Raw genomic sequence first — 25,701 nt, 5'->3', positions numbered from 1 at the left:
TCTGGGCACAGGGGTTGATGAAGGAACACGATCTGGAAGGGATCTCGGTTGTCCGAAAAAGTCACCGCCAAAGCTGGCATCCCAGTACTCGGTCTTGCGGCTCTGGGCATCGTTTTCGGTGATATCGGAACCAGCCCGCTTTATACGTTCAAGACCGTCCTTGCCCTGACCGGTGGCAAGCCCGACGCAATGGCCATCCTGGGGTCGGTTTCCTTGATCCTGTGGACACTCATCATCATTACCACCGTCAAATACGTCAATTTCGCTATGCGCGTCGACAACGTTGGTGAAGGCGGCATCCTGGCTTTGATGTCGTTGCTCGGCGTGAAGAAGCAGAACCGCCCTGTCATCGTCGCAGCCGGCCTGTTTGGCGCAGCGCTGATCTACGGTGACGGTGCGATCACGCCAGCCATTTCGGTTCTCTCGGCGCTTGAAGGCGTTGAACACGTCACGCCTGGCCTGACGCCATGGGTGCTTTATGGCGCGGTTGCCATCTTGGTCGCCTTGTTCGCCCTTCAGCCGCTGGGAACAACCCGGATTGGCAAGAGCTTTGGACCGGTCATGCTGATCTGGTTTGGCGTGATGGCCGCCATGGGTGTCTACGGCATCTTGCAGTATCCAGGCGTTGTCGTGGCAATCAACCCCTACCGCGGGCTGGAGTATCTCGCTTCAAATGGATTGGCTGGCTTCCTCGTTCTTGGCGGCGTGTTTCTTTGCGTAACGGGTGCCGAGGCGCTTTACGCTGATATGGGCCATTTTGGTCCTGTGCCGATCCGGCTCGCCTGGAACTTCGTGGTTTTTCCAAGCCTCGTCCTCAACTATATCGGCCAAGCCGCCATTGTTTTGAATGGCTCGCCAACCGACGGCAGTATTTTCTATAGTCTCTGCCCGCCGGCGCTGCTGACGCCTCTGATTGTCCTGGCAACCGTCGCGACGATCATTGCCAGCCAATCGATCATCACTGGTGCCTTTTCCATGACACGCCAGGCAATTCAGCTCGGGTGGATGCCGCGCTTCAACGTCAGACAGACATCGGCTGAAGGTTTTGGCCAGATCTATGTCGGCGCAGTGAATTGGTTGCTGATGATTGCCACCGTGACCCTTACCATAGCCTTCGGCAAATCCGACAATCTCGCCGCTGCCTATGGCATTGCCGTGTCAATGACAATGCTGATGACCTCCGTTCTGTTGTTCATTGCCATGCGCGAGATCTGGCAGTGGAGCCTCGTTACTGCCGGCGCCGTTGCCGGACTGTTTTTGATCGTCGACAACGCATTCCTTGCAGCCAACATGACCAAGTTTTTCCAGGGCGGTTATGTACCCCTTGCGATGGCGATAGCGGTCTATGCAATCATGTGGATCTGGCACCGGGGTACGACAGCCTTGCACAACAGCGTCCAGAAAACGCTGATTCCGACCGACAGGTTCCTTGCGGAATTACAATCCGGTACAGTGGCGCGCGTGCCTGGCACAGCGGTATTCTTGACGCTTTCCGCCAAAGGTGTGCCACCCGTCATGCTCTGGCATGTGCAACTTAATCGCGCCCTGCAAGAACGCGTGCTCGTACTGCGCTGGTCTATTCTATCCGTGCCACGGGTTGCAGAAGCAGATCGCTTCACCATCATGCAGGAAGTCCCCAATTTTTGGATTGTCGAAGCCAGGTATGGTTTCATGGAAATACCGGATGTTCCAAAGCTTCTTGCATCCTGCATGACGGCGGACTGCGCAATCGATCTGACCGACGTCACCTACTACGTCGGCCGCACGAGCATTGTCCCCCGCGAGGATGGTCGAGGCCTGCCATCATGGCAAAGGGAGCCATTCGCTGCCATGAGTCGCAACTCGGCGCGTATGAGCGATTATCTGAAAGTGCCCAACGACCGGCTTGTTGAAATTGGCCGGCAAATTCCAGTTTGACCGTGCGTACGTGGCGGATTGAATTCACCTCGCCTACAGGACCCGGCCGGGGGTACTGCTGAACCGTGGGCGTCAAGGTCGAGCCCGTGATGACCGACAGCGGCGGGTGTTGCCCTGGCCAGCTCCGACCAAACCTGCAAGGGGCCAGCCGGATACGCCTTTTAGCTCCAACGATTGACGCAGCGTCATGGCTGGAGGACACTGATTCAGGGTGAAAAGAGGCGATCAGGAGATGCGAGACAAAGGGAGGGACGCGAGGTTCGTCGCCAGCGAATAGACGCCTGACACCAGATATAGCGGAGGAGATCATCAGATGAGTAGCAGTATAGCCTCTCACGACGCGTGCCTCAACCGACGGAAATTCATCCGGAACCTGTCCTTCGGCGGCTTGGCGGTCGCGAGCACCACCGGCCTCACTCCTTTTCCAGCGGCGGCCGATGATATTGAACTCAATTACACTTTCTGGCCGTTTGGTGACGAGATCATCGCGGAAAATGCCCGGCTCTTTACCGAGCAATACGGGATCAAGGTCAATCTCCAGCCGACTTCGGGCGACTACGCCGCAGTTATGGAGACCAAGCTTGTCTCTGGCACGCGTCTCGATCTGTTCCGCGCTCAGCGCGGGCAGGCATCCCGTTGGTTCGCCGCCCAGTGGATTCGACCGATCGACGACATGCCGGACCTCGACAAGATAAAAAAAGAGGAGTTCCCGGGTATCGGCGCCGACGCCCTGTCGTGGCCGGACCACAAGCGCATCGGCCTGACCTACTACAATGGCGGGCCTTATTGCTTGTTCCGCAATGAAAAGGTTCTCTCATCGGGTGGTTACGACGCGACAGCCAACCCCAGCGACTATCCGCAGACCTGGGACGATATCTACAAGCAGGCCGTCGATCTCAAGAAGAAGGGTATCGTCGAAAACCCTATCCTGCCGACCTGGTTCAAGTCCTGGACCGGCACCCCATGGGCACTCTATGCTCACTGCGCCTCGGAAGGGGAACGGCTGGTTGACGATGACATGAAGGCGACGTTCGGCCTCGATACTCCGATCCTGAAGGTTCTCTCGGATTGGAAACGGTGGTGGGATGAGGACCTCGTGCCGCGAGCCATCCTGACCTGGCAGGAGCCCCAGATGGCCAGTTCATGGATGAAGGGGCTGCATGCCTTCCACTACCAATCGGACTACAACAGCTTCGCCTATTCCGACCCGAAGAACAGCGACTTTGCGCCGTACTTCAACATGAACCCCGTTATGCCCGGCTCGACACACGGGACCACGCTGGTCGGCCATGCCCTGCATGTCATGAGCAACTCGCCGCGCACGGACGCCGAGCTCAAGGCTGCCTTTGACTTCATGAAATCATTCAGCTGGCGTGACAAGAACCACAAGTTGCGGATGCACAAGGCCTGGGCGACCCTGGCCAATTTGCAAGTGCCCTTCCCCGAAGTCTACGACGATCCGCAGGTAAAGCAGGCGATAACGAAGTGGATGTATCCCCCGCTGGCCAACGAGAACTACAAATGGCTGTTTGAAGGCAGGGAGAAGGCCATCGCCGGCAACCAGCTCAAGGCCGGCTGGCACCAGGAATGGGAGGTCGGGATGCAGCAAATGATAGAGGATGAACTGCTCCTGAAGGGTACAGCGAGTCCGAAGGATGTTGTGCTCGCCAGCAAGGAAAGCTGGGAAACCCTCCGATCCAAATATGCCAAACAATAACCCCTTGCCCAGCGTATGACGGCAGTGGCTCTCCAACAACTTTGCCGTCGCTATCGCGAGACGACCGCGATCGATTCGCTTGACCTCGAGGTCGCCGACAAGGAATTCGTTGTGCTGCTGGGGCCGTCGGGCTGTGGCAAGACCACGACCCTGAACCTGATTGCCGGAGTGGATACACCGACGAGCGGCCATATCCTCTTCGACGGCCGTGCGATCGAAAACGTCCCGCCCGAGAAGCGCAATGTTGCGATGGTTTTCCAGAACATCGCGCTTTACCCGTACAAGACGGTGTACGAAAACATTGCCTTTCCGCTGCGCATGGCCAGGATTGGTCGAACAGAGATCGATGAGCGCGTGCGCGCCGCGGCGAAACTGTTGCGCATCGGCGAATTGCTCAACCGACGCCCGCATGAGCTTTCGGGGGGCCAGCGACAGCGTGTGGCCCTTGGCCGCGCCGCGGTGCGCGACCCCCTCGTCTTCCTGTTCGACGAACCGCTATCGGCGCTCGACGCCAAGCTGCGCGGCGAAATGCGCGTCGAAATCAAGAAGCTTCACGAACGGCTCGACTCGACCTTCATCTATGTCACTCATGATCAGGTCGAGGCACTCACATTGGCCGATCGGATTGCGATCATGGACAGCGGCAAGCTTCTGCAATATGGGACTCCGGACGAGGTCTACCAACTGCCCGCCAATATTGGCGTAGCGCGATTCATCGGCAGTCCGAGCATGAATCTGATCGCCGGACAGTGGGTTGAGTGCGCGGGTAGTCTTGCGTTCCAGGGATCGGGTATCACCATGCCGTTCGAAGCCGGCATGACCCCGGCGGCGCAGGCGCGTCCGGGGATGCTCACGCTTGGTATACGGCCAGAAGGATTGTCGATTGAACCCCGCGGTCTGCCTCTGCATGGAATGGGAAGGGTCTACGCCATCGAGCCGCTTGGCTCGGATCAGTTTCTTCACGTTACCTATGGCGGCGAAAGCGCCGAACTCATCAAAGTCAGGGCCCGTCCCGACACGCGTTTCCGGGTCGGCGACGCGATCTCGCTAAACACCTCGCCGACAGACATCTATCTGTTCGACAGCACCGGTGACCGTATCTTTCCGAACGATCTACGATGGTAAGCCGCAGCTTGAAATCGCTTGCGCAATCCGATTCGCGCTTCGCCCTCAGGATCGTCGCCAGCCTGGTCCTGTTCAATGCCGTCATCTTCATCTTGCCGCTCATCTACGCCGGATGGATCAGCTTCCACGATCGCGACGTGATCCTGCGCACACAGGAATTCATTGGATTCAACCACTATTGGCAAATCCTCACCAGCTCTGAGGCAATCGCCGCGATGCTGCTGAGCCTCAAATTCACGGCCGTAGTGGCCTGCGCCTCGCTCCCTCTCGGACTCGGCATTGCCCTTGTCCTCAACGAGGATTTCCCGGGGCGCCGTTTCTTGCGTGCCGCTATCCTGCTTCCTTGGGCGATCTCCGAAGTGGTGACAGCGACGGCGTGGATTTTTATCAACAATCCAACATTCGGTGCGCTGACCGGCGTCATGCACTCGCTTGGACTGGTGAAGGCCAACCATGCCTGGGTCAACGAGACGACCGCTCTTTACTGGGTGGCAATTGCCTTTGTCTGGCATATTACGCCGCTCGGCGCCTTCTTCTTTCTCGCGGCCTTGCAGACGGTGCCCGACAGCCTCTATCAGGCGGCTCGGATCGATCGCGCATCTGCGTTCAAGCGTTTCATTCACGTTACGCTGCCGCATCTGCGCCCAACCGTGATGGTCGTCCTCGTGGCGGTCACGGTGGAAGCATTCCGCAGCTTCGACCTGCTCTTCGCCATGACCCGCGGCGGCCCTGGCACCGCCTCGCAGACCTTTCCAATGCTGATCTTCCGTTACACCTTCGAGTTCTCCCGCTACGGACTTGCAGCTGCCGCCAGCTATATCCTGGTTGCGGTCGGGATGATCATCACCACGCTCTATTTCTTCGTCCTGATGCGCCGCCCACGGGCAAGAATTGCTGACGCCGTGGCGGGCGAGGAAGCACGATCCGGAATGCCGACCCCAGGAGAGGCGATGTTGTCATGAGAAAAACCGCTGGCGAGCATGCAATCCTTTGGGTCAGCATAGCGCTGGTGATCGCATGGACATTTATCCCTATCCTCGCGCTGGTGTGGGCTTCGCTGATGCCATTCAATGCGCTTGTCAACGGCGGCTTGTTACAATGGCCGAGTGGAATGGGCTTCGCCAATTACGAGGCCATCATGGGGATCGCAACGATCAATGATGTTTTCGGCGGACAGCCGGAGGCGGTCGCGAGCGGGTTCCTCAACAGTGCCATCGTCGCGATCCCGGTGGGGGTTATCGGAACCGCCATGGCGATCATCGGCGGCTATGGATTCGGCCGCTATCGCTTCCCCTTCAAGAACACGCTCCTCTTTGCACTGCTCTCCGTCCGGCTGCTACCGCCCATCGCGGTCCTCATCCCTTATTTCGTGATCCTTTCAGCCCTTCACCTCGTCGGCACCTATCTCGGCCTGATCGTCACCTACCTGACAGCGGTCGTGCCCCTGTTGACCTGGGTGTTGATGGGCTATTTTGCGAGCTTGCCGATCGAAATCGAACGCGCTGCCCGCATCGACGGCTGCGGTCGCCTGCGGGCGCTTTGGCATATTACCATTCCAATGGCGTTGCCTGGAATTGCGGCCGCCTTTGTGATCGCATTCCTGACCGCCTGGAACGAGCTGCTGTTCGCAGTCGTTCTCACTGGGGGTACGGCGAAGCAGACGTTATCTCCCGCCCTGCTCGCATTTTCGCCAACCATGCCGAGCGGAGGTGCCAATCTCGGCATGACGCTGTTCGCTGCAGGCAGCGTCCTTTCCACAATCCCGCCGCTCATCCTTGCTTTGCTAGTCCAGCGTTACATCACCCGGCTCAACGTCGCCGATCCAATGACGTTAGAAGGCAACTGAAAATGACCATCGGTATCGCCGCCTGCGGGCCAAATGCTGGCTTGGCCATCTATCGCAGCTTGCGCGCGGTCGAGCGCGTTGGCAGCGGCAGCATCGGCGGCTTCGCGACTTTCGCTGCGATCACCGTGGATGGAAAGCTCCTGCGCCACGAAACCCAGCGCGGCGGCACGTCGACGCTCTTCATCGAGGGTGAGATCACCGGTACCGACCCGCCGCCGCAGGTTGCGGCCGCCACCCGCGCCGCCGTCATCTCCAGTGGCCCGGACAGGCCGGAGCCTGAGAAGTTCCTGAGTGCCGACCCTCTGGCTGGCCTCGTTACCGGCCATCGCATGCCGATAGCGAGCGGGGTTGACGGGATCGCGGTCAATCAGCAGGTTCTCGACCTGATGAAAGGAGGGCAGCCGGCACAGGTGGCCGTGGATACCGTCATGGATCGCAATCCCGAGGTCGACGCCGGCCTGATCGCCATTGACCGCAATGGGCAGGTTTATGGACGCAACTCGGCGCGTGTCCTTCGCCGCCCCGATCTTGCCGAGGCGCGTGCGTCAAGGGAAGGTGCTTCCGTAGTCGTTTTCTACAATGCGATCCGACCGCGTACGGCCCTTGCTGGGCTGGTCACCGAGATCGCACTCGATACCATGCTGGCAATGCCAATGTTGAAGCCGGACGGGCAGATCACGGTCGACGCCGGTATACCTGTGATCGCCGGCAGGGCAACGGCAATCTACTGTGACGCGAATGGCGTAGCGACCCACGTAACCACAAACGAGCTCGAAGTCCTCACCGGCCGGCGGATCTGCACAGGCATCTATCTCGGATCGCCGGTCTACAAGGCTGGCAAGCTCATCGGTCATACTATGTTGGAGACGATAATCACCTTTCAGGACGGTAAGCTTGCTTCAATGGGCGGCAAAAAATTCATTTCATTCGGCTATCGGAACGGCTGAATAGACTTGCGGGCTAGGACCATGATCCCGAAAGTGGGAACCGGTTTTTGGATAAGATCATGGTCAAACAACAAATTAGATCCCTTCCAGACTTTCCATCGGGATGGAAAGGCTCGATCGGCTGTTATTTTAGGCGGGCAGCTTAGTGGGTTGGAAAGGGGTCGCTCGAGGATGATCCTCCGCGGTCGCGCGGCATTGTTGCAACTGGCGACCTATAATAAAGACGGCAGCAATCGGCAAGCGAAAGTCCCGAGCGTTTCAGTCACGCTGCAATATCTGGAAGGGCAGGCAACGTGAATTGAAAGATGGCGCCGTGGGGCGCGTTTGCGCTTGCCCACAATCGTCCGCCGCGCTCTTCGATGATAGAACGGCAGATCGACAGCCCCAGGCCCAAACCGCTTGGCTTCGTTGTGTAGAAGGCCTGGAAGAGGCGCTCGATCTTCGATGGAGCCAACCCTGGACCCGAATCGCGCACGGAGACGAGCACACCGCCCAACTCGGCTTGCCCGGTGCTGATCAGCAATTCCCGGGCCCCCTCGCCGGCGTTGCTCATTGCCTCGACGGCGTTGATGATCAAGTTCAAGATCACCTGCTGCAGTTCGACCCGATCTCCTTGAATGGGCGGCAGGCCATCCGCGAGTTCCGTCTGCACTGCAACACCATTCTTCACAATTTCGGCATGGGTCAGCGCGACAACCTCAAGGATCGTTTCGTTGATCTCCAGGCGATCGTTCCGTGCCGGCGCCCTCTTGATCAGGGCACGGATCCGGCCGATGACCTCTCCCGCTCGATTGCCATCCTTAACGATGCTGGCGAGCACTTGGCGCACCTCCTCCAGATCCGGCGTCTGGCCAGCGAGAATGCGCAGCCCCGTCTGAGCGTTGATGACTGTCGCGGCGATGGGCTGGTTCACATCATGGGCGATCGAGGCCGTCAGCTCGCCCATGGTTGCGACGCGGTTCGCGTGCGCCAGCTCCATCTGCACCTCGCGGTAGCGGCGCTCGCTCTCGCGCGCCTCGGCTTCCGCCCGCTTGCGCTCGGTCAAGTCGAGCACGAATGTGACACCCTGGTACTCGGTTTCATCGAAGGCTGCCGCGCCGAGTAGGATTGGGACGCGGCTGCCGTCTTTACGGAAGTATTCCTTCTCATAGGGTTGGATTGTTCCGGTCGTCTTCAGCTCGGACAGCGCCTGCGCAGTACGGTCGCGCCATTCCGGTGGCGTCAGGTCGTCGCGGTGCAGGCGACCTGCGACGAGATCCTCGCGATCGCATCCCACGATGCGGAGAAATGCGCCATTGGCCTCAAGAATCTGACCTTCGAAATCCGCGACGTAGATGCCGATGATGTTGGCGTCGACAAGGTGCCGGATCTTCGCCTCGCGCTCCGCCAGATCACGGTACAAACGGCTGTTCTCAAGCGAGATTGCAGCCTGCGCGGCGAGTAGCTTCAGCACCGCGATGCGACCGGGCGCGAAGACGCGGGGAGCCAGGTTGTTCTCGAGGTAGAGTACGCCTATCAGCTTGGCCTGGGTGACCAAGGGGAGGCAAAGAATGGACCGCGCGTGGCGCTGACGGACATAGGGATCCGCCGCAAAATCGGGGTGGACCATGGCATCCTCGACAGTTACGTTCTCCCCGGTGCGAAGGACATAGTGCAGAACCGATTCCGGGAGCACGTCCGCGGCTACGGGATCGTCGCGCAGCTGCACCAGAACGGTGTTGCCGCTGGTCGTGGCTTCCGCTGCGGTCCTTGGTTCAGCCCCGCGCGCATCAACGAGCAGGCCGCGCTCGGCACCCGCATGCGCGATGGCGGTGCGCATGAGCGTGTCGAGCAGTTTCTCGAAAACCATCTCGCCCGACACTGTTTGCGACACCTTGATCACGGTCGCCAGGTCGAGGTGTTCGACCGGCGCCGCGCCGATGGTGCTCGTGGGGGCAGGTGCCGGCTCTTCCGTTCTGAGGCGCGGATACAATTCATCGAGCTGCCGCACCTTGCCATGGGCTCCCCAGCGCAGATAGCTGTAGCGGGCGTTGCGCAGGTAGAGTTCGGCGAACTGGTCAAAGCCACGCGCCCGATAGAAGGCGGAAGCGCGCTCATAGGCGATCGCCTCGTTGTGAACGAAGCCGTTTGAGCGAGCCGAGGAGATGGCCTGTTCATAGAGGCGCATCGCGTCGGCATCGCGGCCCTCTATGCGAGCGATCTCGGCGCCGACCAGCGCGGCGCGATTCTCAAAATTCTCCGGGCAGTGCTCAGCCCAGATTTCAAGCTGTCGGTGGTGCGCGCCGAGAGCTTCGGCATGCTGCCGGCGCTCGCTGGCCGCTGCGGAATCCCAGGATGCCGCCTGGACGAGAGCACCGTAGAATTCACACTCCGCCGTTTCGAAGTGCGACGGTGTCGACGAGATGACCCGTCGCATCCGCTCCGCCGCCTCGAGGCCAGCCGCATAGTCGCCTGCAAAGAAGCGCGCTTGCAGCTTGCGGGGCCAGTACATGCTTTCAGGCCCCTTCAGATCCGGGTTGGCGGAGAAGCGGCGCTCCATCTCAAGCTCGGAAACCTGGTCCTCGTCAAAGCAGCCGAACTTCGGCGTCAAGCCACGAAGGGTCCGGACAAGCCCGAGCTGCGCGACGATGGCATCAAGGGCAAGACCGAACCGGATCTTCTGTGTAAAGGCGAGACCACGCTCGGCTTCCGCCTGGACCTCATCGAGCGGATCGCCTGCAGCCAGAAGGTTGGTGTTCAGGTGGTTGCAGCAGTACCCGGCAAAAGTGAGGTCGCCGATCTTGCTGGCCGCGTCGAACGCGCGACGTACCAGATCGCGGCCAGTGCGGACATGTCTCGTCCACGGCAGGACAACGCTTCCGAAGATCACGTAGGCCCTGGCCTGAAAATCCTTCAGCCCGTGCTGTTCCACAAGGTCACAGCCCAGCCGGCCGAATCGAAACCCGGCCTTGTAGTCGCCGAAGCGCCATCCGGCGACCAGGCCAAGCACCACGTAAGCGTAGCACGAGCCCGCACTGTTGCCGCCCTCGAGGCTGAGATTGACAATTCGACAGATGATCAGGGAGGCCAGGTTCGCATCCATGTACCAAGCGGGCGCCGAAAGTCTGGTCAGAACATCGATCGTAGCGAGAGATGCCGGGTCGCTCATCAAAGGCAAATCCGCGAGCGCCTCGATCTGGCGGTCTGCAAGCGTCGACCAGATCCGCTGGTACTCGCGGTGTACGTCCTCCGCTGTGGGATGCCGCGGCCACTCCCCACCCAGATATCGCAGGTAGTCGAGACTGACAGCGGCCGCGCGGCTGCCCTGGTCGAGGCTCGTGTACAGATCAGCCAGCAGGCAAGTGATGCTGGCGCGTTCGACCGTCGTCGCGGCGCGGGCCGACAGAGCCGTCAGTCGCTGCTCGGCGTGCGTCAGCGCTCCGGTCTGGAACTCGCATTCGGCTCGGTTCAACTCGAGCGCGAAGGTGAGTTCGGGCAGGCGCGTCCACGAGTCTTCCGCCAGCAGCGCCGCACCGCCGGCGAGATAAATGAGAGCCGAGGCATACGCGGTAGACGCCTTCGCGCGCTTGCCCGCGATCAGATTGAGCTCGGCAAGCCGCTCGCGCTCGTCCTTGGAGTTGATCAGTGCGGCACCGCGATTCAGCTGATTGACGATCTCGAAGATCGCCTCCTCTCGCTTGACCGGCGGCGTGTTCGCCGCCAGCAGCCTGCCGATCCGCAGATGGGCAGCCGCGCGCGAGTCTTCAGGAATCAATGAATAGGCGGCTTCCTGGACGCGGTCATGAACGAACCTGTAGGCAGCCTCCGAACGGAACACAAGGTCCGTCCGGACCGCTTCCCAAAGGTCGCCGTGCATATTCTCCGTCGAGCCCCGGTACAACATCCCGAGCAACCCGAATTCCGCGCTATTTCCTATGCAGGCAAGCTGTTGCAAAGCGTTCCGGCTTTCGACGGGCAGCCGATGCAACTTGCCGACCATGAGATCAACCACATTGTCGGTGTAACCCCTGGCATGAATGCGATCGAGGTCCCAACACCACCGCGCTTTGCTCTGATCGAACGTGAGCAATCCATCTTCGGCCAAGGTTGTCATGAACTGAATGGCAAAGAATGGGTTGCCACTCGTTTTCTCGTGCACCAGTTGGGCCAATGGGGCGGAGTGTTCGAATTCGCAGCGGATTGAATCCGCAATCAACTGCTCCAGGTCTTCGCGCACCAGTGGTGCAAGAACAATATTCTGCACTATCGCGCCAGCTTTGCGGATGGCTTCGAGCGTCCGCATAAGTGGGTGGGCGAAATCCACTTCATTGTCCCGGTAGGCGCCGATCAGCATCAAGTGCCGGACATCCGGCCTGGTCAGCAGATCCTCGAGCAAATCCAACGTCGCAGCATCGAGCCATTGCAAATCATCGAGAAAGAGTGCCAGCGGATGTTCAGGTCTTGCGAAGACACCGATAAGTCGCCGAAACACGAGCTGAAAGCGTTTTTGTGCCTGTTGCGGCTCAAGCTCCGGGACGGGCGGCTGTTCGCCGATGATGAACTTCAGTTCGGGGATCAGATCGACCATCAGCCGTCCGTTCGGCCCAAGCGCCTCCAGAAGGGCATCGCGCCAACCCGCCAACTCGGTGTCGCTCTTGGCGAGAAGAGGTCGCACAATGTTCTGAAAAGCCTGCACCAGCGTCGAGTAGGGGATGTCGCGTTTGTACTGATCGAACTTCCCTGATGCGAAGAGCCCACGCGGCTGTACCAATACCCTGTGCAGTTCATTGACGAGCGAGGATTTGCCGATGCCTGAATATCCGGAAACCAGCACCAACTCAGGCGCGCCGCCCTTGACGATGCGATCGAAGGCGGCGAGCAAGGCATCGACCTCATCCACTCTCCCATAGAGTTTCTCGGGAATGAGAAGGCGGCCTGGCGTGTCGTGTTCGCCCAACGGGAAGGCATCGATCCGGCGCTCGGCCTCCCAGGCAGCAAGGCAGTGCCGGAGGTCGATCTCCAGGCCAACCGCGCTTTGATAGCGGTCCTCGGGGGTCTTGGCGAGCAGCTTCATAATGACTGCGGAGATGGCGCCAGGGATCTCCTTGCGCCGCTTGCCGGGGGGCACTGGCTTGCTTGCTATGTGGCAGTGGACCCACTCCATCGGATCGGCTGCGTCAAACAGGAGATGGCTGGTCAGAATCTGGTAAAGCGTCGCGCCAAGTGAGTAGAGGTCACTGCGGGAATCGACCGAGCGATTCATCCGACCGGTCTGCTCAGGCGCCATATAGGCAAGCGTGCCGGCAATGGTTTCCGGAGGCCCGACCGATTGGCGTTCGCGCTGCAGACGAGAGGCGAGGCCGAATCCGGTGAGCCGCACCTGTTCGTCCGCGCAGTTCACCACGATATTGGCCGGCTTGATATCCCTATGGATGAGGCCGCGTTGGTGGAGCTTGCCCACCGCCACGGCAATGCCGATGGCGAGGGCCAGGAAGCCTCCCACCTCCATTGGAATGCCGAGCAGGCGGTCGAGCGGCTCGCCCCCGGGATCCTCGAGCACCAGTATGCTGCGCTCGCGCTCGGACCCAAGCCCCAGCGGCTTCACCGCCCACGAGCTATCCAGTTCGTCCCTCAACCCATATTCGTGGACGAGCCGAGCGAGACTGGCCGGTGGCGGATGCGCCGCGGCGAATTGCACGGCCAGAACTGCGCTGCGGTTGCCGTCAGCATCCAAGCGCCAACGCCGTCGGAAGAGGCGTTCGCCATCCTCCCATAGCTGGGGGACGTCGTCTCCCTCAACGCCTAACCGAAGCGATTCCAACTGCAGCGCTCCGCTGACAGGCTCGTTGTCGCCGTGCATCGGGAAAACTAACACATTCAGAGAGACAGGCAATCAGCAAGCCAGGCGATAGCTGCTTGTTGATCTGCCTGGACGAGCATGCGGATATGCCGGCTGATCCGTGCCCGGTCAGTGCAGAGGGTGCTCACCTCTTTGGGGCGTCTTCCCTTGCCGTGCACCAGGCCTTTCGCAGCCATCAGTCTTCACACAGTTGGTGGACGGCAACCGATTGACGGGTGTTGCCCGATCGTCGGCAGGATCCCCGCCTGTCACGGTCCCTTGGGAATCGAAGCGGTCGTATCGGCATCGGCAATAGGTTGGTGCACGCCGCCTCTTGGGCGCGCGGGTCGAAACGGCGACCCATCTCTCGAGAGTCGGGAATCTAAAGCGGCCGCTTAAGAGGCAAAACCGGCACGATGAGAGCAATGGAGCCCAAGTCATTTCCGGTATGCCGAGTACATTGCCAGGAGCGGCGCGTCCTGCCCCGATGACCTGCGACGCGTGCCTGCGAATCGTCTGGAGGCGAAATGGATATCACGTCGAAGCCTGTGACTGACCTGCGGGTTTATCTCGGGCAAGAGCGAACGTTTCTCGCCTGGATTCGCACCGGCATCGCTTTGATGGGTTTCGGGCTCGTGGTGGCGCATTTCGAGCTGCTTGCCGAGCAGCCCCACATCACACAATCCGCGTCGGGCGTGGCCCCGCACGGGCCCTCACTTTGGTTCGGAACGGCGCTTGTCGCGATCAGCGCAGTCGTGAATCTCTTCGCATGGCGTTATGTTCGATTGGTTGATGAAATGAGCAGCGGTCAATTCGCGAACCGCTCCCTATCCAGGCGAGGCGTGATTGTGGCTCTCTTCCTGGCGTTGCTTGGGATTGCCATGACGATTCACCTGACGTTGGCTCAGGGCTGCCGCCGGAAGCACTGCACGCCTGATCAGCAGTCTATAAGGTGAGGATAATGGACGGTTCAAAAAAGCACTACGTCGACAATACGGGTCTGTCCTTTTCGGCCGGTCTCACAATCCGACAAAAGGAGCCAAAGAATCTGGAGGCTCCCTTCGATAGGATTGACTCGTACCTCACCCCGACGGAGCTGTTCTACATACGAAGTCATTTTCGGACACCAGCCCTGGACGGCGCCTCTTATCAACTACGCGTCGATGGTGCTGTCAGGCATCCATTCACATTGAGCTACGACGAGTTGCGAAACATGCCGTGCGAGACCCGGATCGCGACTTTGGAATGCGCGGGCAATAGCCGGGTCTTTCTCGTCCCGCAGGCGCAAGGAGCACAATGGGAACTCGGTGCGGTCAGCAATGCCGAATGGACCGGTGTGCCCTTGCGAGCATTGCTGGAGCGTGCCGGCATGGAGGAAGATGTTTGCGAGATCCTGTTCGAAGGGGCGGATTGCGGAACACCCAAGGAAGAGCCCCTGCCCCCGGATCCGATTTCCTACGCCTGGAGCTTGCCACGAGCCAAAGCAGTTCAACCGGAAGTCCTGATTGCCTACCAGATGAACGGTCGTGATCTGCCGCCGGACCACGGGTATCCGGTGCGCGCAATTGTACCCGGTCATTATGGAATGGCTTCAGTCAAGTGGCTGACGCGCATCCAGGCCGTATGAGAGCCGTTTCACGGTTACTGGCAGACGTCGGATTATGCCTACTGGGCTTCGATGGACGGGAAGCCCGTGCGGCGGCCGTTGGGCGAAATGCAGCTCAAGTCCGAGATCGCACGACCGCGTGTTTACGAAACGCTGGTCCCGAACCGGATCTACACAATTTCCGGTGCTGCATGGACAGGCGAGACCGATGTGGCCGACATCGCAGTGAGCACCGATGGTGGCCGAACCTGGGCCGAGGCGCAGTTCGTGGATCCTGTGCTGCGGCATGCGTGGCGACGTTGGAAATTCGATTGGCTTACACCGAAAAAACCGGGGCAATATACGCTGCTGGCCCGCGCCAGGGACGCGAGCGGCGTGTTCCAACCCAACGAGCACGACCGGAACTACGGTGTCTATGTGATCAATCACCCTCTCCCGATTGAAGTATTCGTGGACGATTCCGATGAGCAGTCTTGAGCGCTTCCAGAATGTCGTGTTGGGCGGTGGAGAGGCCGGCAAGTACATCGCTTGGGAGTTGGCGCGATTGGGGCAACGCGTCGCCGTGGTCGAAAAGGGACTGATCGGTGGTTCATGTCCCAACATTGCCTGCTTGCCCAGCAAGAACGTGATTCATAGCGCGAAGGTTGTGGAACTCGTTCGCCATGCCGAAACTTTCGGATTGCACATTGGTCCCTGGACCTTCAACATGGCCGGCGTGCAACAACGCAAACGTGAATTGGTCGATGGATTGATCGCGATCCACAAGGCGCGGTTTGCGGCTGACGGCCTCGAATTCATTCTCGGCGAGGGTCGTTTCGTTGCGCCCAGGACTATCGAAGTCCGGCAGACTCAGGGTGGGATACGGCATCTTGAGGGCGAGCGCGCCTTTCTTGATCTCGGCACGCGCGCAGCCGTCCCCGATATTCCCGGGCTGGCCGACGCTGCTCCGCTGACTCACGTCGAGGCGCTTGATCTCGATCGACTTCCCGCGCATCTGATCGTGCTCGGCGGCGGCTATGTCGGCCTCGAGATGGCACAGGCTTTTCGGCGCTTCGGCAGCCGAGTAACCGTGATTGAACAAGCCCCGCAGCTCATCGCCCGAGAGGACCCCGACGTCGCCGATTCCGTCCGCGGAATTTTTGCGGATGACGGCATTGACGTGGTGCTGAATGCTGCGATCGAGGCCGTAAGCGGTCGATCTGGTGTCCAAGTAAAAGTTCGGCTGCGCACGCCGGTCGGCGAACGAGAGATCGACGGAAGCGATCTGCTCGTCGCTGCAGGACGCACGCCTAATACGCGCGCCATCGGTCTCGAGAGCGCTGGAGTCGAATTGGACCTGCGGGGCTACGTCAAGGTGAACGAGCGCCTGGAGACGACGGCGCCCGCAGTTTGGGCGATGGGCGAGTGTGCCGGGAGCCCGCAGTTCACCCATGTGGCATTCGACGACTTCCGGGTCGTGCGCGACAATCTGGCGGGAGGTTCGCGGACGACTCGCGATCGACTGATCCCCTACTGCATGTTCATCGATCCCGAACTGGGGCGGGTTGGGTTCGGCGAGGCAGAGGCGAAGCGCCGCGGTATTGCAATCCGAGTGGCGCGCCTCTCCATGAACTCCGTTCTTCGAGCCCGGACCACCGGCGAGACGCGTGGTTTCATGAAGGCGCTCATCGACGCGCATAGCGATCGCATTCTTGGCTTCACGATGCTCGGCGCCGGCGCCGGAGAGGTTATCGCAGCCGTGCAGAGCGCCATGCTGGCCGGCCTTGCGTACACTGGACTACGCGATGCGATATTGACTCACCCGACGATGGCCGAAGGCCTCAGTGTCCTGTTGGCCGGCGTTCCGGCCATGCAGGAAGTGTCCGGAAAATTGCATGGAGAACGCCAATGATGGCCATGAAGCCCTGCGCTTCGAAAAGTATGGACAGCCTTCGGTCTTCTCGCTGCAGCAGTCTCCTGGTGTCATACGAACTGGCCGCAAGCGGCGCTGGACGCAGCCACTGACAAGGGCCGCGGCCGGATTTGTTGGTTATATCGCGACGCGCTGATCCACATCAGCCGGCGCCTTGATCCGTTCCGAGATCATATGGCGCTCCTTCTCGGCCAGGACGGCATAAAGGTGCGGCATGAACGGGTTGACGTCAGCGCCGAGTTCGCATTTTGGTTCCCCAGCTACTGCGCGCTCTAGTGGCCGATTCCGGAGCTCATGCCGCGCGTTTGAGCTGGAGCTCCGACCAGATTGCCGAGAGCGCATGTACCAGATGGTCGATATCCTGTGCGGTATGCAGCGGTGACGGCGTGATGCGCAGCCGCTCGGTGCCGCGCGGCACCGTTGGATAGTTGATCGGCTGCACGTAGATTCCGTAGTCGTTGAGCAGAACGTCGCTGACTTGCTTGCACAGCACGGGGTCGCCGACCATCAGTGGGACAATATGGCTGGGATTGGTCATGTGGGGCAATCCAGCCGCGTCCAATCGCTTGCGAAGCGAGGCGACCACCGTCTGGTGTTGCTGGCGCTCGCTGTCGCTCGTCTTCAAATGCCGGATGCTCGCGAGCGCAGCCGCCGCGACCGACGGGGGCAGCGCGCTGGTAAAGATAAAGCCCGACGAGAAGCTCCGCACGAAATCGCACAGCGCTGTGCTGCCGGTGATATAGCCGCCCACCACACCGAAACCCTTGGCAAGCGTCGCCTCGATCACAGTCAGGCGATGGCTGAGCCCTTCGCGTTCGGCGATTCCGCCGCCGCGCGGACCATAGAGCCCGACGGCATGGACCTCGTCGAGATAGGTCATGGCGCCGTGCGCGTCCGCGACATCACAGAGTTCCGCGATCGGGGCGATATCGCCGTCCATCGAATAGACCGACTCGAACGCCACCAGCTTCGGCCGTCCGGGATCCAACGCCGCCAGCTTGCGGTTCAAATCCTCCGGATCGTTGTGGCGCCAGATCCGCTTTTCCACCCGGCTGTGCCGGATGCCCTCGATCATCGAGGCATGATTGCTCTCGTCGGAGAGGACGACGCAGCCCGGCAGTCGGGACGAAAGCGTACTGAGCGCCGCCCAGTTCGACACGTAGCCGGAGGTAAACAGCAGGGCCGCTTCCTTGGCGTGCAGATCAGCCAGTTCCCGCTCCAGCAACACATGGTAGTGGCTGGTTCCCGAGATGTTGCGGGTGCCGCCGGCGCCAGCGCCGCACCGGTCGACCGCCTCGTGCATCGCCGCCAGCACGGACGGATGCTGCCCCATCCCGAGATAGTCGTTTGAGCACCAGACCGTCACCGTTGACTGGACCTGGCCGTTGAAACGGGTCGCGCGCGGGAAATTCCCTGCGTGGCGTTCGAGATCGCAGAACACCCGGTAGTTGCCCTCCATATGGAGATCATGCAGCTGCTGCCGGAAGAAGCCCTCGTAGTTCATTGTTCCGTTCGGGAGATGCGACGGAACGTTCGGTTTGGCACTCAGATAGTCGGGTGGTGAACCGCCGAGCGCGTGGTTGACCGGACAGTGCGACGGCGCGATTGCGTGACCCGGGACGGCCCGGGTGACGTGCTCAGGCGGGAACGAAGGCCGGTTGGCCGGAACGAGAGTCTTCGTGGTCATGGGTGCCTCCGTCTTTGTGCTGGCTGGCTTTCGATCTGCTTATCGCTTCTCTTGCGCACGCATCGAAGGCAGCCTGCAAATCGCCCCCCCCAGATTTCTGCAAGTGGCACGTTCCGGAGTTGCGAGCGCACGCCCCGAAGCGATGGGTTAGCTATGAGTGCCGGCACGCTCACTCGGCCGGCGTCGGCGCCCGCGCCCCGGGCGTCGCCGGCTCGTGTTCGAGCCGAGCCAAGCCGGTATGCACGATGGCGGCAATGATGGCGCCGACGATCGGAGCTATCATATAAAGCCAGGCGTCATTGAAATTGCCCGTCGCGACCATCGGGCCCAGTGCCCGTGCCGGGTTGAACGGGGCGCCCGTGAGGGCCCCACCCATGATGATGTTGAGGGTCAGGGTCATGCCGATCGCCAGCGGCGCGAGGTTGCCGGCGCGGCCCGCGACCGCCGTTGCTAGCACGACCGTGACCAGGAAAAAGGCGAGCACGGCCTCGATCACGAAGCCGGCCCAGGGCGTGACCGTCAGGGTCGTGGCGCCCAGAGCGAGGTCGTGCGCGAGCGAAGGTGTGCCGAGGCCAGTCGACGCACCGCCCAGCACAGCCCGCAACAGGAGCGCCCCGATGATACCGCCAACCAACTGGCTGACAATGTAGCCGACAGCCTCGCCGGTGCGCATTGCTCCGGCGAGGAGCACGCCTACAGTGACGGCGGGGTTAAAATGGCCCCCCGACACCGGTCCGTAGGCGAAAGCGAAGGCCATGATGGCCAGGCCGTGGGCGAAGGCAATCGCGGCGATGCCGGGAAGGCCGACACCACTGCCGACCACGGCCGCGGCGCCGGCTCCAATGAAGACGAACGAGAAGGTGCCGATGAACTCCGCAAGGAGCTTGGGTGCAACATGGTTGGACATGGTTGATCTCCGGAGACGAGCGTGCAGTGCTCGCATTGGCGTGGGGCGCTCGCATTAAGTTGTCTGGGAGAGCCGGCGGCACGGGAGGAGCGCGCCGGCCGTCAAAGCGAGCGGGCGTTACTCGGCGGCCATCGTCTGCTGGTTGGAAGGCACGCCCACCGCCTTCGCAACGCCGGCGCCGTATGCGGGATCGGCTTTGGCACAGTTGGCAATATGGCGCTGTTTGACCTCAAGGCGCGCATCGCCCATGGCGCGGGCGGTGTTCTCGAACAGAAGCCGCTGCTGCTCGGGGCTCATCTTCCTGAACAGGTTGCCGGGTTGCTCATAGTGGTCGTCATCAACACGATGGTCCCAATAGGTCGCGCTACCCTCGATCGGCAGCGGTGGGTCGATCAGCGCCAGGTTGCGGTCGATCCACGTGCCCTTGCTGTTGGGCCAATATGTCGGTGTCGCACCAAGGTTGCCGTCAGTCCGCATCGCGCCATCGCGGTGATAGCTTTGGAACGGACACTTCGGTGCATTTACAGGGATGTGGTTGAAATTGACGCCCAGCCGGTATCGCTGGGTATCGCCATAGGAGAAGAGCCGGCCCTGGAGCATCTTGTCCGGCGAGAAGCCGATGCCGGGAACGATGTTGGCCGGCGAGAATGCCGCCTGCTCTATTTCCGCGAAGAAATTATCGGGATAGCGGTTGAGCTCCATCACACCGACCTCCATCAGCGGATAGTCGGCCTTCGGCCAAACCTTGGTCAAGTCGAACGGATTGTGCTTGTGGGTCTGGGCCTGCTCCTCGCTCATCACCTGGATCGACAACGTCCATCGCGGAAAATTGCCGCTGTCGATGGCGTTGAGCAGATCGCGTCCGTGGCTCTCGCGATCGTTCGCGACCAGCGCGGCCGCCTCCTCGTCGGTGAGGTTCTCGATACCCTGCTGCGAGCGGAAGTGGAATTTGACCCAGTTGCGTTCATTGGCGGCGTTGATCATCGAGAAGGTGTGGCTGCCGAAGAGATGCATGTGGCGGAAGCTTCGCGGAATGCCACGGTCGGACATCACAACGGTCACCTGGTGCAGCGCTTCCGGCAGGAGCGACCAGAAATCCCAGTTGTTGTCCGCCGAGCGCAGACCGGTGCGCGGATCGCGCTTGATCGCGTGGTTCAGGTCCGAAAAGCGCAGCGGGTCGCGAAAGAAGAAGACGGGCGTATTGTTCCCGACGATGTCCCAATTGCCCTCCTCCGTATAGAATTTCATGGCAGTACCGCGGATATCGCGCTCGGCATCCGCCGCGCCACGCTCGCCCGCTACCGTCGAGAAGCGGACCAGCATCGGCGTCTGCTTGCCGACCTCGGAAAATATCTTCGCCTTGGTGTAGCGGGAGATATCCTTGGTGACGGTGAAGGTGCCATGGGCGCCCCAACCCTTTGCATGCATGCGGCGTTCGGGAATCACCTCACGGTCGAAATGTGCCAGCTTCTCGATCAGCCAGATGTCCTGGAGCAGCGCCGGCCCCCTCGGTCCCGCCGTCTGGATGTTGGTGTTGTCCACCACGGGCGAACCAGTGGCATGGGTCATAGGCGGGACGCGGTCGGTCATAAATAACCTCCTGTGAGACATCGAAATCCAGCAACGCGACCACCTGCGGCAGCGTCACCCTTGTTCTCCCAGCATCGTCCTCAACCGAAGTGTATTGGCCACAACACCGGGACCAAAAAGCCTAGTCTATGGAGTTGGAAATGACTTTGGCCCTGTTGCTGCGATTGTCGCGGTTTTGCGTCCGCATGCCGCGAGCGCAATCTTGCAACAAGTCCGACAATGGCCGACGAGCAGCTCCAGTGCGCCAAGCCTACAAAGCAAACGGCACAGCGCGCGCCGATCCTTACCGGCCTTAGGCCCCATGAGCCCGACCAAGACCCACCTGCATCCCAAGCGGGACCTGAATCACATTGCCGCCGTCAGATTCCCGACAGTAAGCTTGCGCGCGAGATTACGGAGATCGTCCGCGACACCGGGTCCGAGTTGCTCTTCAATCATTCGAGTCGGGTCTACCAGTTTGGCGCGCTGGCGGGCGAACATCGCGGCCTGAAATTCGACCCGGAGTTGCTCTATACGGGGCGATGTTCCACGACATGGGCCTGACTAAAGTCCACAGCAGCGCCGACGAACGCTTCGAGGTCGACGGCGCCAATGCGGCGCGGGATTTCCTGAAGCGGCCGCATCTCGAAGCCATGCCCGAGCAGACCGAAACCAGTCACGTCGGCGATCGCGTGGACGCTTGCGGGTCGCTCAATCTCTCGAGATTGGCTCTCGGCGAGGTGTTGCTGCGACAATGGTGCAATCGGACGCCGACGACCGCAATTTCGAACAAGCAAAAAAGGATCTCGTTGCTTACGTTGGACTTTGAGACCGGGTGACACGGAGAGTCGATCAGCAGCGCAAGCGTCGACCAGAAACTGAGCAGAGACCTTATGCGGCATAGACTATCTCCGCGAGCATCCGGCAATTCGCGGTTGCTGGCGCCCCTAGCCATCCTCCTGGCCGCCGGGATATTCGCTGTCGATACGATCGATCCATTTGCTGGGAATGTCTCGGTCCTTTATGTGGTCGTTCCTCTGCTCGGAGCAGGCGCCTTGCGCAGGCGTGGCATTGTCTTGTCCTCACTCGCCTGTGTAGCGCTCACCTTATTGAGCTTCTGGCTCGTTCACGGGATCGACGCCAGCGGGGGCGCACTCAGCCGCTGCCTCATGAGCATCGCGGCCATTGCCATTACCACCCTTCTTGTCCTTAGGAACCAGTCGACCTCGACGGATCTATCCGAAAAGGCCCAACTGCTCGATTTGACGCATGATGCGATTTTCGTGCGCAGCATGGACGATCTGGTCACCTATTGGAATCGTGGCGCTGAGGCCATCTATGGCTGGTCTGCGGAATACGCAGCCGGAAAGCCCACCCACCAGCTCTTGCAGACGGTCTTTCCAGCGAGCCTGGATGAAATCAATCGGGAGTTGCTGAGGTCCGACCGATGGGAAGGCGAACTCGTGCACACGAAGCAGGATGGATCGGCCATTGTCGTTTCCAGCCGCTGGTCGCTGAAGAAGGATGCCGATGGCAGACCGCTGGCGGTTCTCGAAACGAATACGGACATATCACAGCGCAGGCAGGCCGAAGCCGAAGTCCTGAACGCACAGGCCGACCTCGCCCATGTGACACGCCTCACCACATTGGGTGAACTGACGGCCTCGATCGCGCACGAGGTGAATCAGCCGCTTGCTGGCATCGTTTTGAACGGCGAGGCGTGCCTGCGGTGGGTCGATCGCGACAAGCCCGATCTGGATGAAGTCCGCAGCGCGGTGAGGCGCAGTATCGCCGACGCTAAGCGCGCCAGCGATATCGTCCGTCGAATTCGGTCGCTGGCCAAGAAGGGCGACATCGAGATGTCTCTTGTCGACCTGAACGACATCGTCAACGAATCCCTCGTGTTGCTGCGGCGTGAACTCGTTGCAAATCGCATCGCCCTGAAACTAAACCTGGCCAATCGGCCCGTGCCTGCACTTGGCGACCGAATCCAGCTTCAACAACTCCTGATCAATCTCCTGATCAACGGGATTCAGGCAATGACCTCCAGCGACAACGACTTACGCGAGATTACCGTTACGACATCGATCGATGAATCAAACCAAGCGAATGTCAGGGTCCAGGATTCGGGACCGGGCATCGATCCCGATAATGCGCAGCAGTTGTTCAAGGCCTTCTTTACCACCAAGGCGAACGGAATAGGTATGGGGCTGTCGATCTGCCGGTCAATCGTTGAGGCACATGGAGGCGGTGTATGGGTCGTCCCCAATCCGGGCCGCGGCGCGATATTCCAATTTTCCCTGCCACGCGTCGAAAAGGATGCCGAGTCATGATCCGAGGTCCCGGCCTTGCCTCCCAGCAACAAGTCAACAACGGCATCGTGCCTCCCACTGTCCTGGTTGTGGAAGACGATGCGTTCTTGCGCGAAGCCTTAAGCAGCCTCTTCCGATCTGTTGGTATGCGTTGCCAGCTTTTCGGTTCTGCTCCCGAGTTGCTGAACAGCCAGCTTCCCGACGGTCCAAGCTGCCTTGTGCTCGATATCCGGCTGCCGGAGGTGAGCGGGCTCGACTTTCAAACGCAGTTGGGCAACGCAGGCATTCACCTTCCGATCATTTTCATGACTGGCCATGGCGACATTCCTATGTCCGTGAGAGCCATGAAAGCCGGCGCGGTCGATTTCCTCACCAAGCCCTTCCGAGATCAGGATATTCTGGATGCCGTCAACGGCGCTCTCGATCGCGACAGGCAACGACGAGAGAGAGACCGGGCGCTGTCGGAACTCCAGACCCTTCTGCGCACCCTCACTCCCCGGGAGCGCGAGGTGATGGCGTTTGTCGCGACTGGATTGATGAACAAGCAAATCGCTGGCGAGCTGCAGCTGAGCGAAATCACCGTGAAAATCCATCGGGGTCGCCTGATGAAAAAAATGGGCGCCAGAACGTTAGCCGACTTGGTGAGAATGGCGGCCGCCCTTAGGATAACTGCTCCCAAGAAATAGGTTTGTCACACTTCTGTATAACTTTCTCTTTCACGACCAAAGGCGCAATATATCGCCTAGAAACAGTCGTTGAAACAGCAATGCGCGGATCATCGGCGAGTACCAAGGAACAGTCCATTGATCCGAAACACGGTGATCTCGATCATCGATGACGATGAATCCGTTCGATTTGCAACTGCAGGCCTCGCTAGATCGCTGGGCCTCATCGCAACTGCATTCGAGTCGGCGGAGGATTTTCTGAGATCACCCATCCTGGAAGATACGTCATGCTTGATCTGCGATATCCAGATGCCCGGAATGACGGGAATAGAGTTGCAAGACCATTTGATCGCACATGGCTATCAGATACCGATCATTTTGATCACCGCCTTCCCCGAAGAACGTGTCCGGAAGCGTGCTCAGGAAACGGGCGCCATCGGCTTCTTTGGCAAGCCGTTCGATAGCCAGGCCTTGATCAGGTGTATCGATTCGGCACTTGGAACCTAGTTCGCGCTAAACGCAGAGACCGTGTGCGCAGTGAACAAATGCGCCACATCAATACTACCTATCAATCGTGATACCCGAGTACTCGTCCGGTCGTCGAGCGAACAGAGCGGCAAACAATTGCCGCATCGAACAGGAGGCGAATATCAAGCACCTATGGTTGTCAGTAGATAATGGATCTCGTGCGGAGTAAGTAAGGAGTACTTCATGCAACGCGCAGCAACAACAATCTTGGCAGGCGAAGGCGGGCTTAGCCGCTATCTCGAAAAGATCAAACATCTCCCTATGCTGACGCCGGAGCAGGAACAAGCACTGGCGAAACGCTGGCGCGAGCACAACGACCCGGAGGCCGCTCACCAACTGGTGGTGTCGCATCTTCGCCTCGTTGCCAAGGTTGCGATGCGTTACCGCGGGTATGGGTTGCCAATCTCGGAGGTAATATCAGAGGGCAGCATCGGCCTGATCAAGGCGGTCGATCGGTTCGAACCGGAGCGCGGCCTTCGTCTAGCGACCTATGCCATGTGGTGGATCAAGGCGTCTATTCGGGAATATGTCCTGCGCTCCTGGTCACTGGTGAAGATGGGCACGACACCCAATCAAAAGAAGCTGTTCTTCAATTTGCGCCGTCTCAAGGCTCGCATCTCGGCGCTTAACGATGGTGACCTGCATCCAGATCAGGTGGAGCTGATCGCAACCAGTCTTGGCGTGACCGAGCAGGAAGTTGTCTACATGAACAGCCGCATGGGCGGGGACGCGTCGCTCAACTCGCCATTGCGAGGTCAGGCCGAAGGCGAATGGCAAGATTTGCTGGTCGAGGGCGAGGACAACCAGGAGTACAAACTCGTTCAGGTCGAGGAGGACTCCAGCCGGCATAGGGCGCTTATCGACTCGCTTGGCGTGCTCAACGCACGCGAGCGGCGCATCCTTGAAGCGCGTAGGCTTGCAGATAACCCGAGGAGTTTGGCAGATCTCTCCAGCGAATTCTGCATTTCGCGCGAGCGGGTGCGCCAGATTGAGATGCGCGCCTTCGAAAAATTGCAAACTGCAGTAAAGGTCGTCTATGCGAAGCGCGCCGAAACCCAGGCGCTGTCAGCGTGAAGTAGGTGGACGATAGTGCCAATGACAGGAGGGGGAGCGGGTCGGCTGCGGGCTCGCTCGTGCCAAGGAAG

At 60.2% G+C, this 25,701-nt stretch carries 19 protein-coding genes and 1 pseudogene; 16 read left to right on the top strand and 4 right to left on the bottom strand.

Translation table 11 applies throughout. From position 1 onward, the window contains the following. Nucleotides 1-48 precede the first annotated feature (48 nt). The 6 genes from NKH52_RS16085 (at nucleotide 49) to NKH52_RS16060 (ending at nucleotide 7,552) form a co-directional block, all read left to right on the top strand. Nucleotides 49-1,917 (top strand): potassium transporter Kup, encoded by a 1,869-nt coding sequence (locus NKH52_RS16085; RefSeq protein ID WP_352731975.1) that lies wholly within the window; start codon nucleotides 49-51, stop codon nucleotides 1,915-1,917. A gap of 313 nt (nucleotides 1,918-2,230) precedes the next feature. Then, nucleotides 2,231-3,634 carry an ABC transporter substrate-binding protein gene (locus NKH52_RS16080; RefSeq protein WP_352731978.1) on the top strand — a complete coding sequence of 468 codons (1,404 nt, stop codon included), beginning with the start codon at nucleotides 2,231-2,233 and terminating at the stop codon, nucleotides 3,632-3,634. 15 nt (nucleotides 3,635-3,649) lie between these two features. Continuing rightward, on the top strand, nucleotides 3,650-4,759 hold the full coding sequence (locus NKH52_RS16075) for an ABC transporter ATP-binding protein (protein WP_352731979.1): 1,110 nt from the start codon (nucleotides 3,650-3,652) through the stop codon (nucleotides 4,757-4,759). Between the two features lie 92 nt (nucleotides 4,760-4,851). Continuing rightward, nucleotides 4,852-5,721 carry a carbohydrate ABC transporter permease gene (locus tag NKH52_RS16070; RefSeq protein WP_352731982.1) on the top strand — a complete coding sequence of 290 codons (870 nt, stop codon included), beginning with the start codon at nucleotides 4,852-4,854 and terminating at the stop codon, nucleotides 5,719-5,721. Beyond that, on the top strand, nucleotides 5,718-6,605 hold the full coding sequence (locus tag NKH52_RS16065; protein WP_352731984.1) for a carbohydrate ABC transporter permease: 888 nt from the start codon (nucleotides 5,718-5,720) through the stop codon (nucleotides 6,603-6,605). Before NKH52_RS16070 ends, NKH52_RS16065 begins: the two co-directional genes overlap by 4 nt. Before the next feature lie 2 nt (nucleotides 6,606-6,607). Beyond that, nucleotides 6,608-7,552: a DUF6963 family protein gene (locus tag NKH52_RS16060; RefSeq protein WP_352731987.1), complete on the top strand. Its 945-nt coding sequence runs from the start codon at nucleotides 6,608-6,610 to the stop codon at nucleotides 7,550-7,552. Between the two features lie 262 nt (nucleotides 7,553-7,814). Here NKH52_RS16060 and NKH52_RS16055 read toward each other — a convergent pair whose 3' ends face one another. Then, a complete protein-coding gene (locus NKH52_RS16055) occupies nucleotides 7,815-13,391 on the bottom strand; it encodes a trifunctional serine/threonine-protein kinase/ATP-binding protein/sensor histidine kinase (RefSeq protein ID WP_502908034.1) in 5,577 nt (1,858 codons plus the stop codon). A gap of 506 nt (nucleotides 13,392-13,897) precedes the next feature. Between NKH52_RS16055 and NKH52_RS16050 the strand changes: the two genes are divergently transcribed. The 5 genes from NKH52_RS16050 (at nucleotide 13,898) to NKH52_RS16030 (ending at nucleotide 17,024) form a co-directional block, all read left to right on the top strand. After that, nucleotides 13,898-14,326, top strand: coding sequence for a YidH family protein (locus NKH52_RS16050; RefSeq protein ID WP_352731992.1), 429 nt, complete (start codon nucleotides 13,898-13,900; stop codon nucleotides 14,324-14,326). A gap of 5 nt (nucleotides 14,327-14,331) precedes the next feature. Next, the gene (locus tag NKH52_RS16045) at nucleotides 14,332-14,997 is read left to right on the top strand and encodes a molybdopterin-dependent oxidoreductase (protein WP_352731994.1); all 666 of its coding nucleotides are present in this window, start codon (nucleotides 14,332-14,334) and stop codon (nucleotides 14,995-14,997) included. Nucleotides 14,998-15,084: 87 nt separating this feature from the next. Then, on the top strand, nucleotides 15,085-15,453 hold the full coding sequence (locus NKH52_RS16040) for a molybdopterin-binding protein (protein ID WP_352731996.1): 369 nt from the start codon (nucleotides 15,085-15,087) through the stop codon (nucleotides 15,451-15,453). Further along, nucleotides 15,440-16,867 carry a mercuric reductase gene (locus NKH52_RS16035; RefSeq protein WP_352731999.1) on the top strand — a complete coding sequence of 476 codons (1,428 nt, stop codon included), beginning with the start codon at nucleotides 15,440-15,442 and terminating at the stop codon, nucleotides 16,865-16,867. The genes NKH52_RS16040 and NKH52_RS16035 overlap by 14 nt, the downstream gene beginning before the upstream one ends. Continuing rightward, complete coding sequence (locus NKH52_RS16030) at nucleotides 16,851-17,024, top strand: hypothetical protein (RefSeq protein ID WP_352732001.1); 174 nt, start codon at nucleotides 16,851-16,853, stop codon at nucleotides 17,022-17,024. Before NKH52_RS16035 ends, NKH52_RS16030 begins: the two co-directional genes overlap by 17 nt. A gap of 156 nt (nucleotides 17,025-17,180) precedes the next feature. Here the strand turns inward: NKH52_RS16030 and hemA are convergent, their stop codons facing one another. The 3 genes from hemA to NKH52_RS16015 all read right to left on the bottom strand — a co-directional run bounded on the left by hemA (nucleotide 17,181) and on the right by NKH52_RS16015 (nucleotide 21,072). Further along, the gene (gene hemA / locus NKH52_RS16025) at nucleotides 17,181-18,392 is read right to left on the bottom strand and encodes a 5-aminolevulinate synthase (protein WP_352732140.1); all 1,212 of its coding nucleotides are present in this window, start codon (nucleotides 18,390-18,392) and stop codon (nucleotides 17,181-17,183) included. A 352-nt stretch (nucleotides 18,393-18,744) separates the two neighbouring features. Then, complete coding sequence (locus tag NKH52_RS16020; protein WP_352732004.1) at nucleotides 18,745-19,482, bottom strand: MIP/aquaporin family protein; 738 nt, start codon at nucleotides 19,480-19,482, stop codon at nucleotides 18,745-18,747. Nucleotides 19,483-19,599: 117 nt separating this feature from the next. After that, nucleotides 19,600-21,072 (bottom strand): catalase, encoded by a 1,473-nt coding sequence (locus tag NKH52_RS16015; RefSeq protein WP_352732006.1) that lies wholly within the window; start codon nucleotides 21,070-21,072, stop codon nucleotides 19,600-19,602. 363 nt (nucleotides 21,073-21,435) lie between these two features. On the opposite strand from NKH52_RS16015, the pseudogene NKH52_RS16010 reads away from it, so the two are divergent. The 5 genes and pseudogenes from NKH52_RS16010 to rpoH all read left to right on the top strand — a co-directional run. Next, a pseudogene (locus NKH52_RS16010) lies at nucleotides 21,436-21,686 on the top strand (HD domain-containing protein); the annotation flags it as partial. Nucleotides 21,687-21,986: 300 nt separating this feature from the next. After that, the gene (locus NKH52_RS16005; protein WP_352732009.1) at nucleotides 21,987-23,384 is read left to right on the top strand and encodes a sensor histidine kinase; all 1,398 of its coding nucleotides are present in this window, start codon (nucleotides 21,987-21,989) and stop codon (nucleotides 23,382-23,384) included. Continuing rightward, nucleotides 23,381-24,049, top strand: coding sequence for a response regulator transcription factor (locus NKH52_RS16000; RefSeq protein ID WP_352732011.1), 669 nt, complete (start codon nucleotides 23,381-23,383; stop codon nucleotides 24,047-24,049). The genes NKH52_RS16005 and NKH52_RS16000 overlap by 4 nt, the downstream gene beginning before the upstream one ends. A 117-nt stretch (nucleotides 24,050-24,166) precedes the next feature. Further along, nucleotides 24,167-24,535 carry a response regulator transcription factor gene (locus NKH52_RS15995; RefSeq protein WP_352732013.1) on the top strand — a complete coding sequence of 123 codons (369 nt, stop codon included), beginning with the start codon at nucleotides 24,167-24,169 and terminating at the stop codon, nucleotides 24,533-24,535. Between the two features lie 204 nt (nucleotides 24,536-24,739). Continuing rightward, nucleotides 24,740-25,630, top strand: coding sequence for an RNA polymerase sigma factor RpoH (gene rpoH, locus NKH52_RS15990; protein WP_352732014.1), 891 nt, complete (start codon nucleotides 24,740-24,742; stop codon nucleotides 25,628-25,630). Nucleotides 25,631-25,701 lie beyond the last annotated feature (71 nt).

Origin of the sequence: Mesorhizobium sp. M1066, assembly GCF_040318635.1 — a bacterium.
GTDB lineage: Bacteria > Pseudomonadota > Alphaproteobacteria > Rhizobiales > Rhizobiaceae > Mesorhizobium.
The sequence above is the reverse complement of the archived record's forward strand: the minus strand, read 5'-3'. Positions and strand labels throughout refer to the sequence as shown.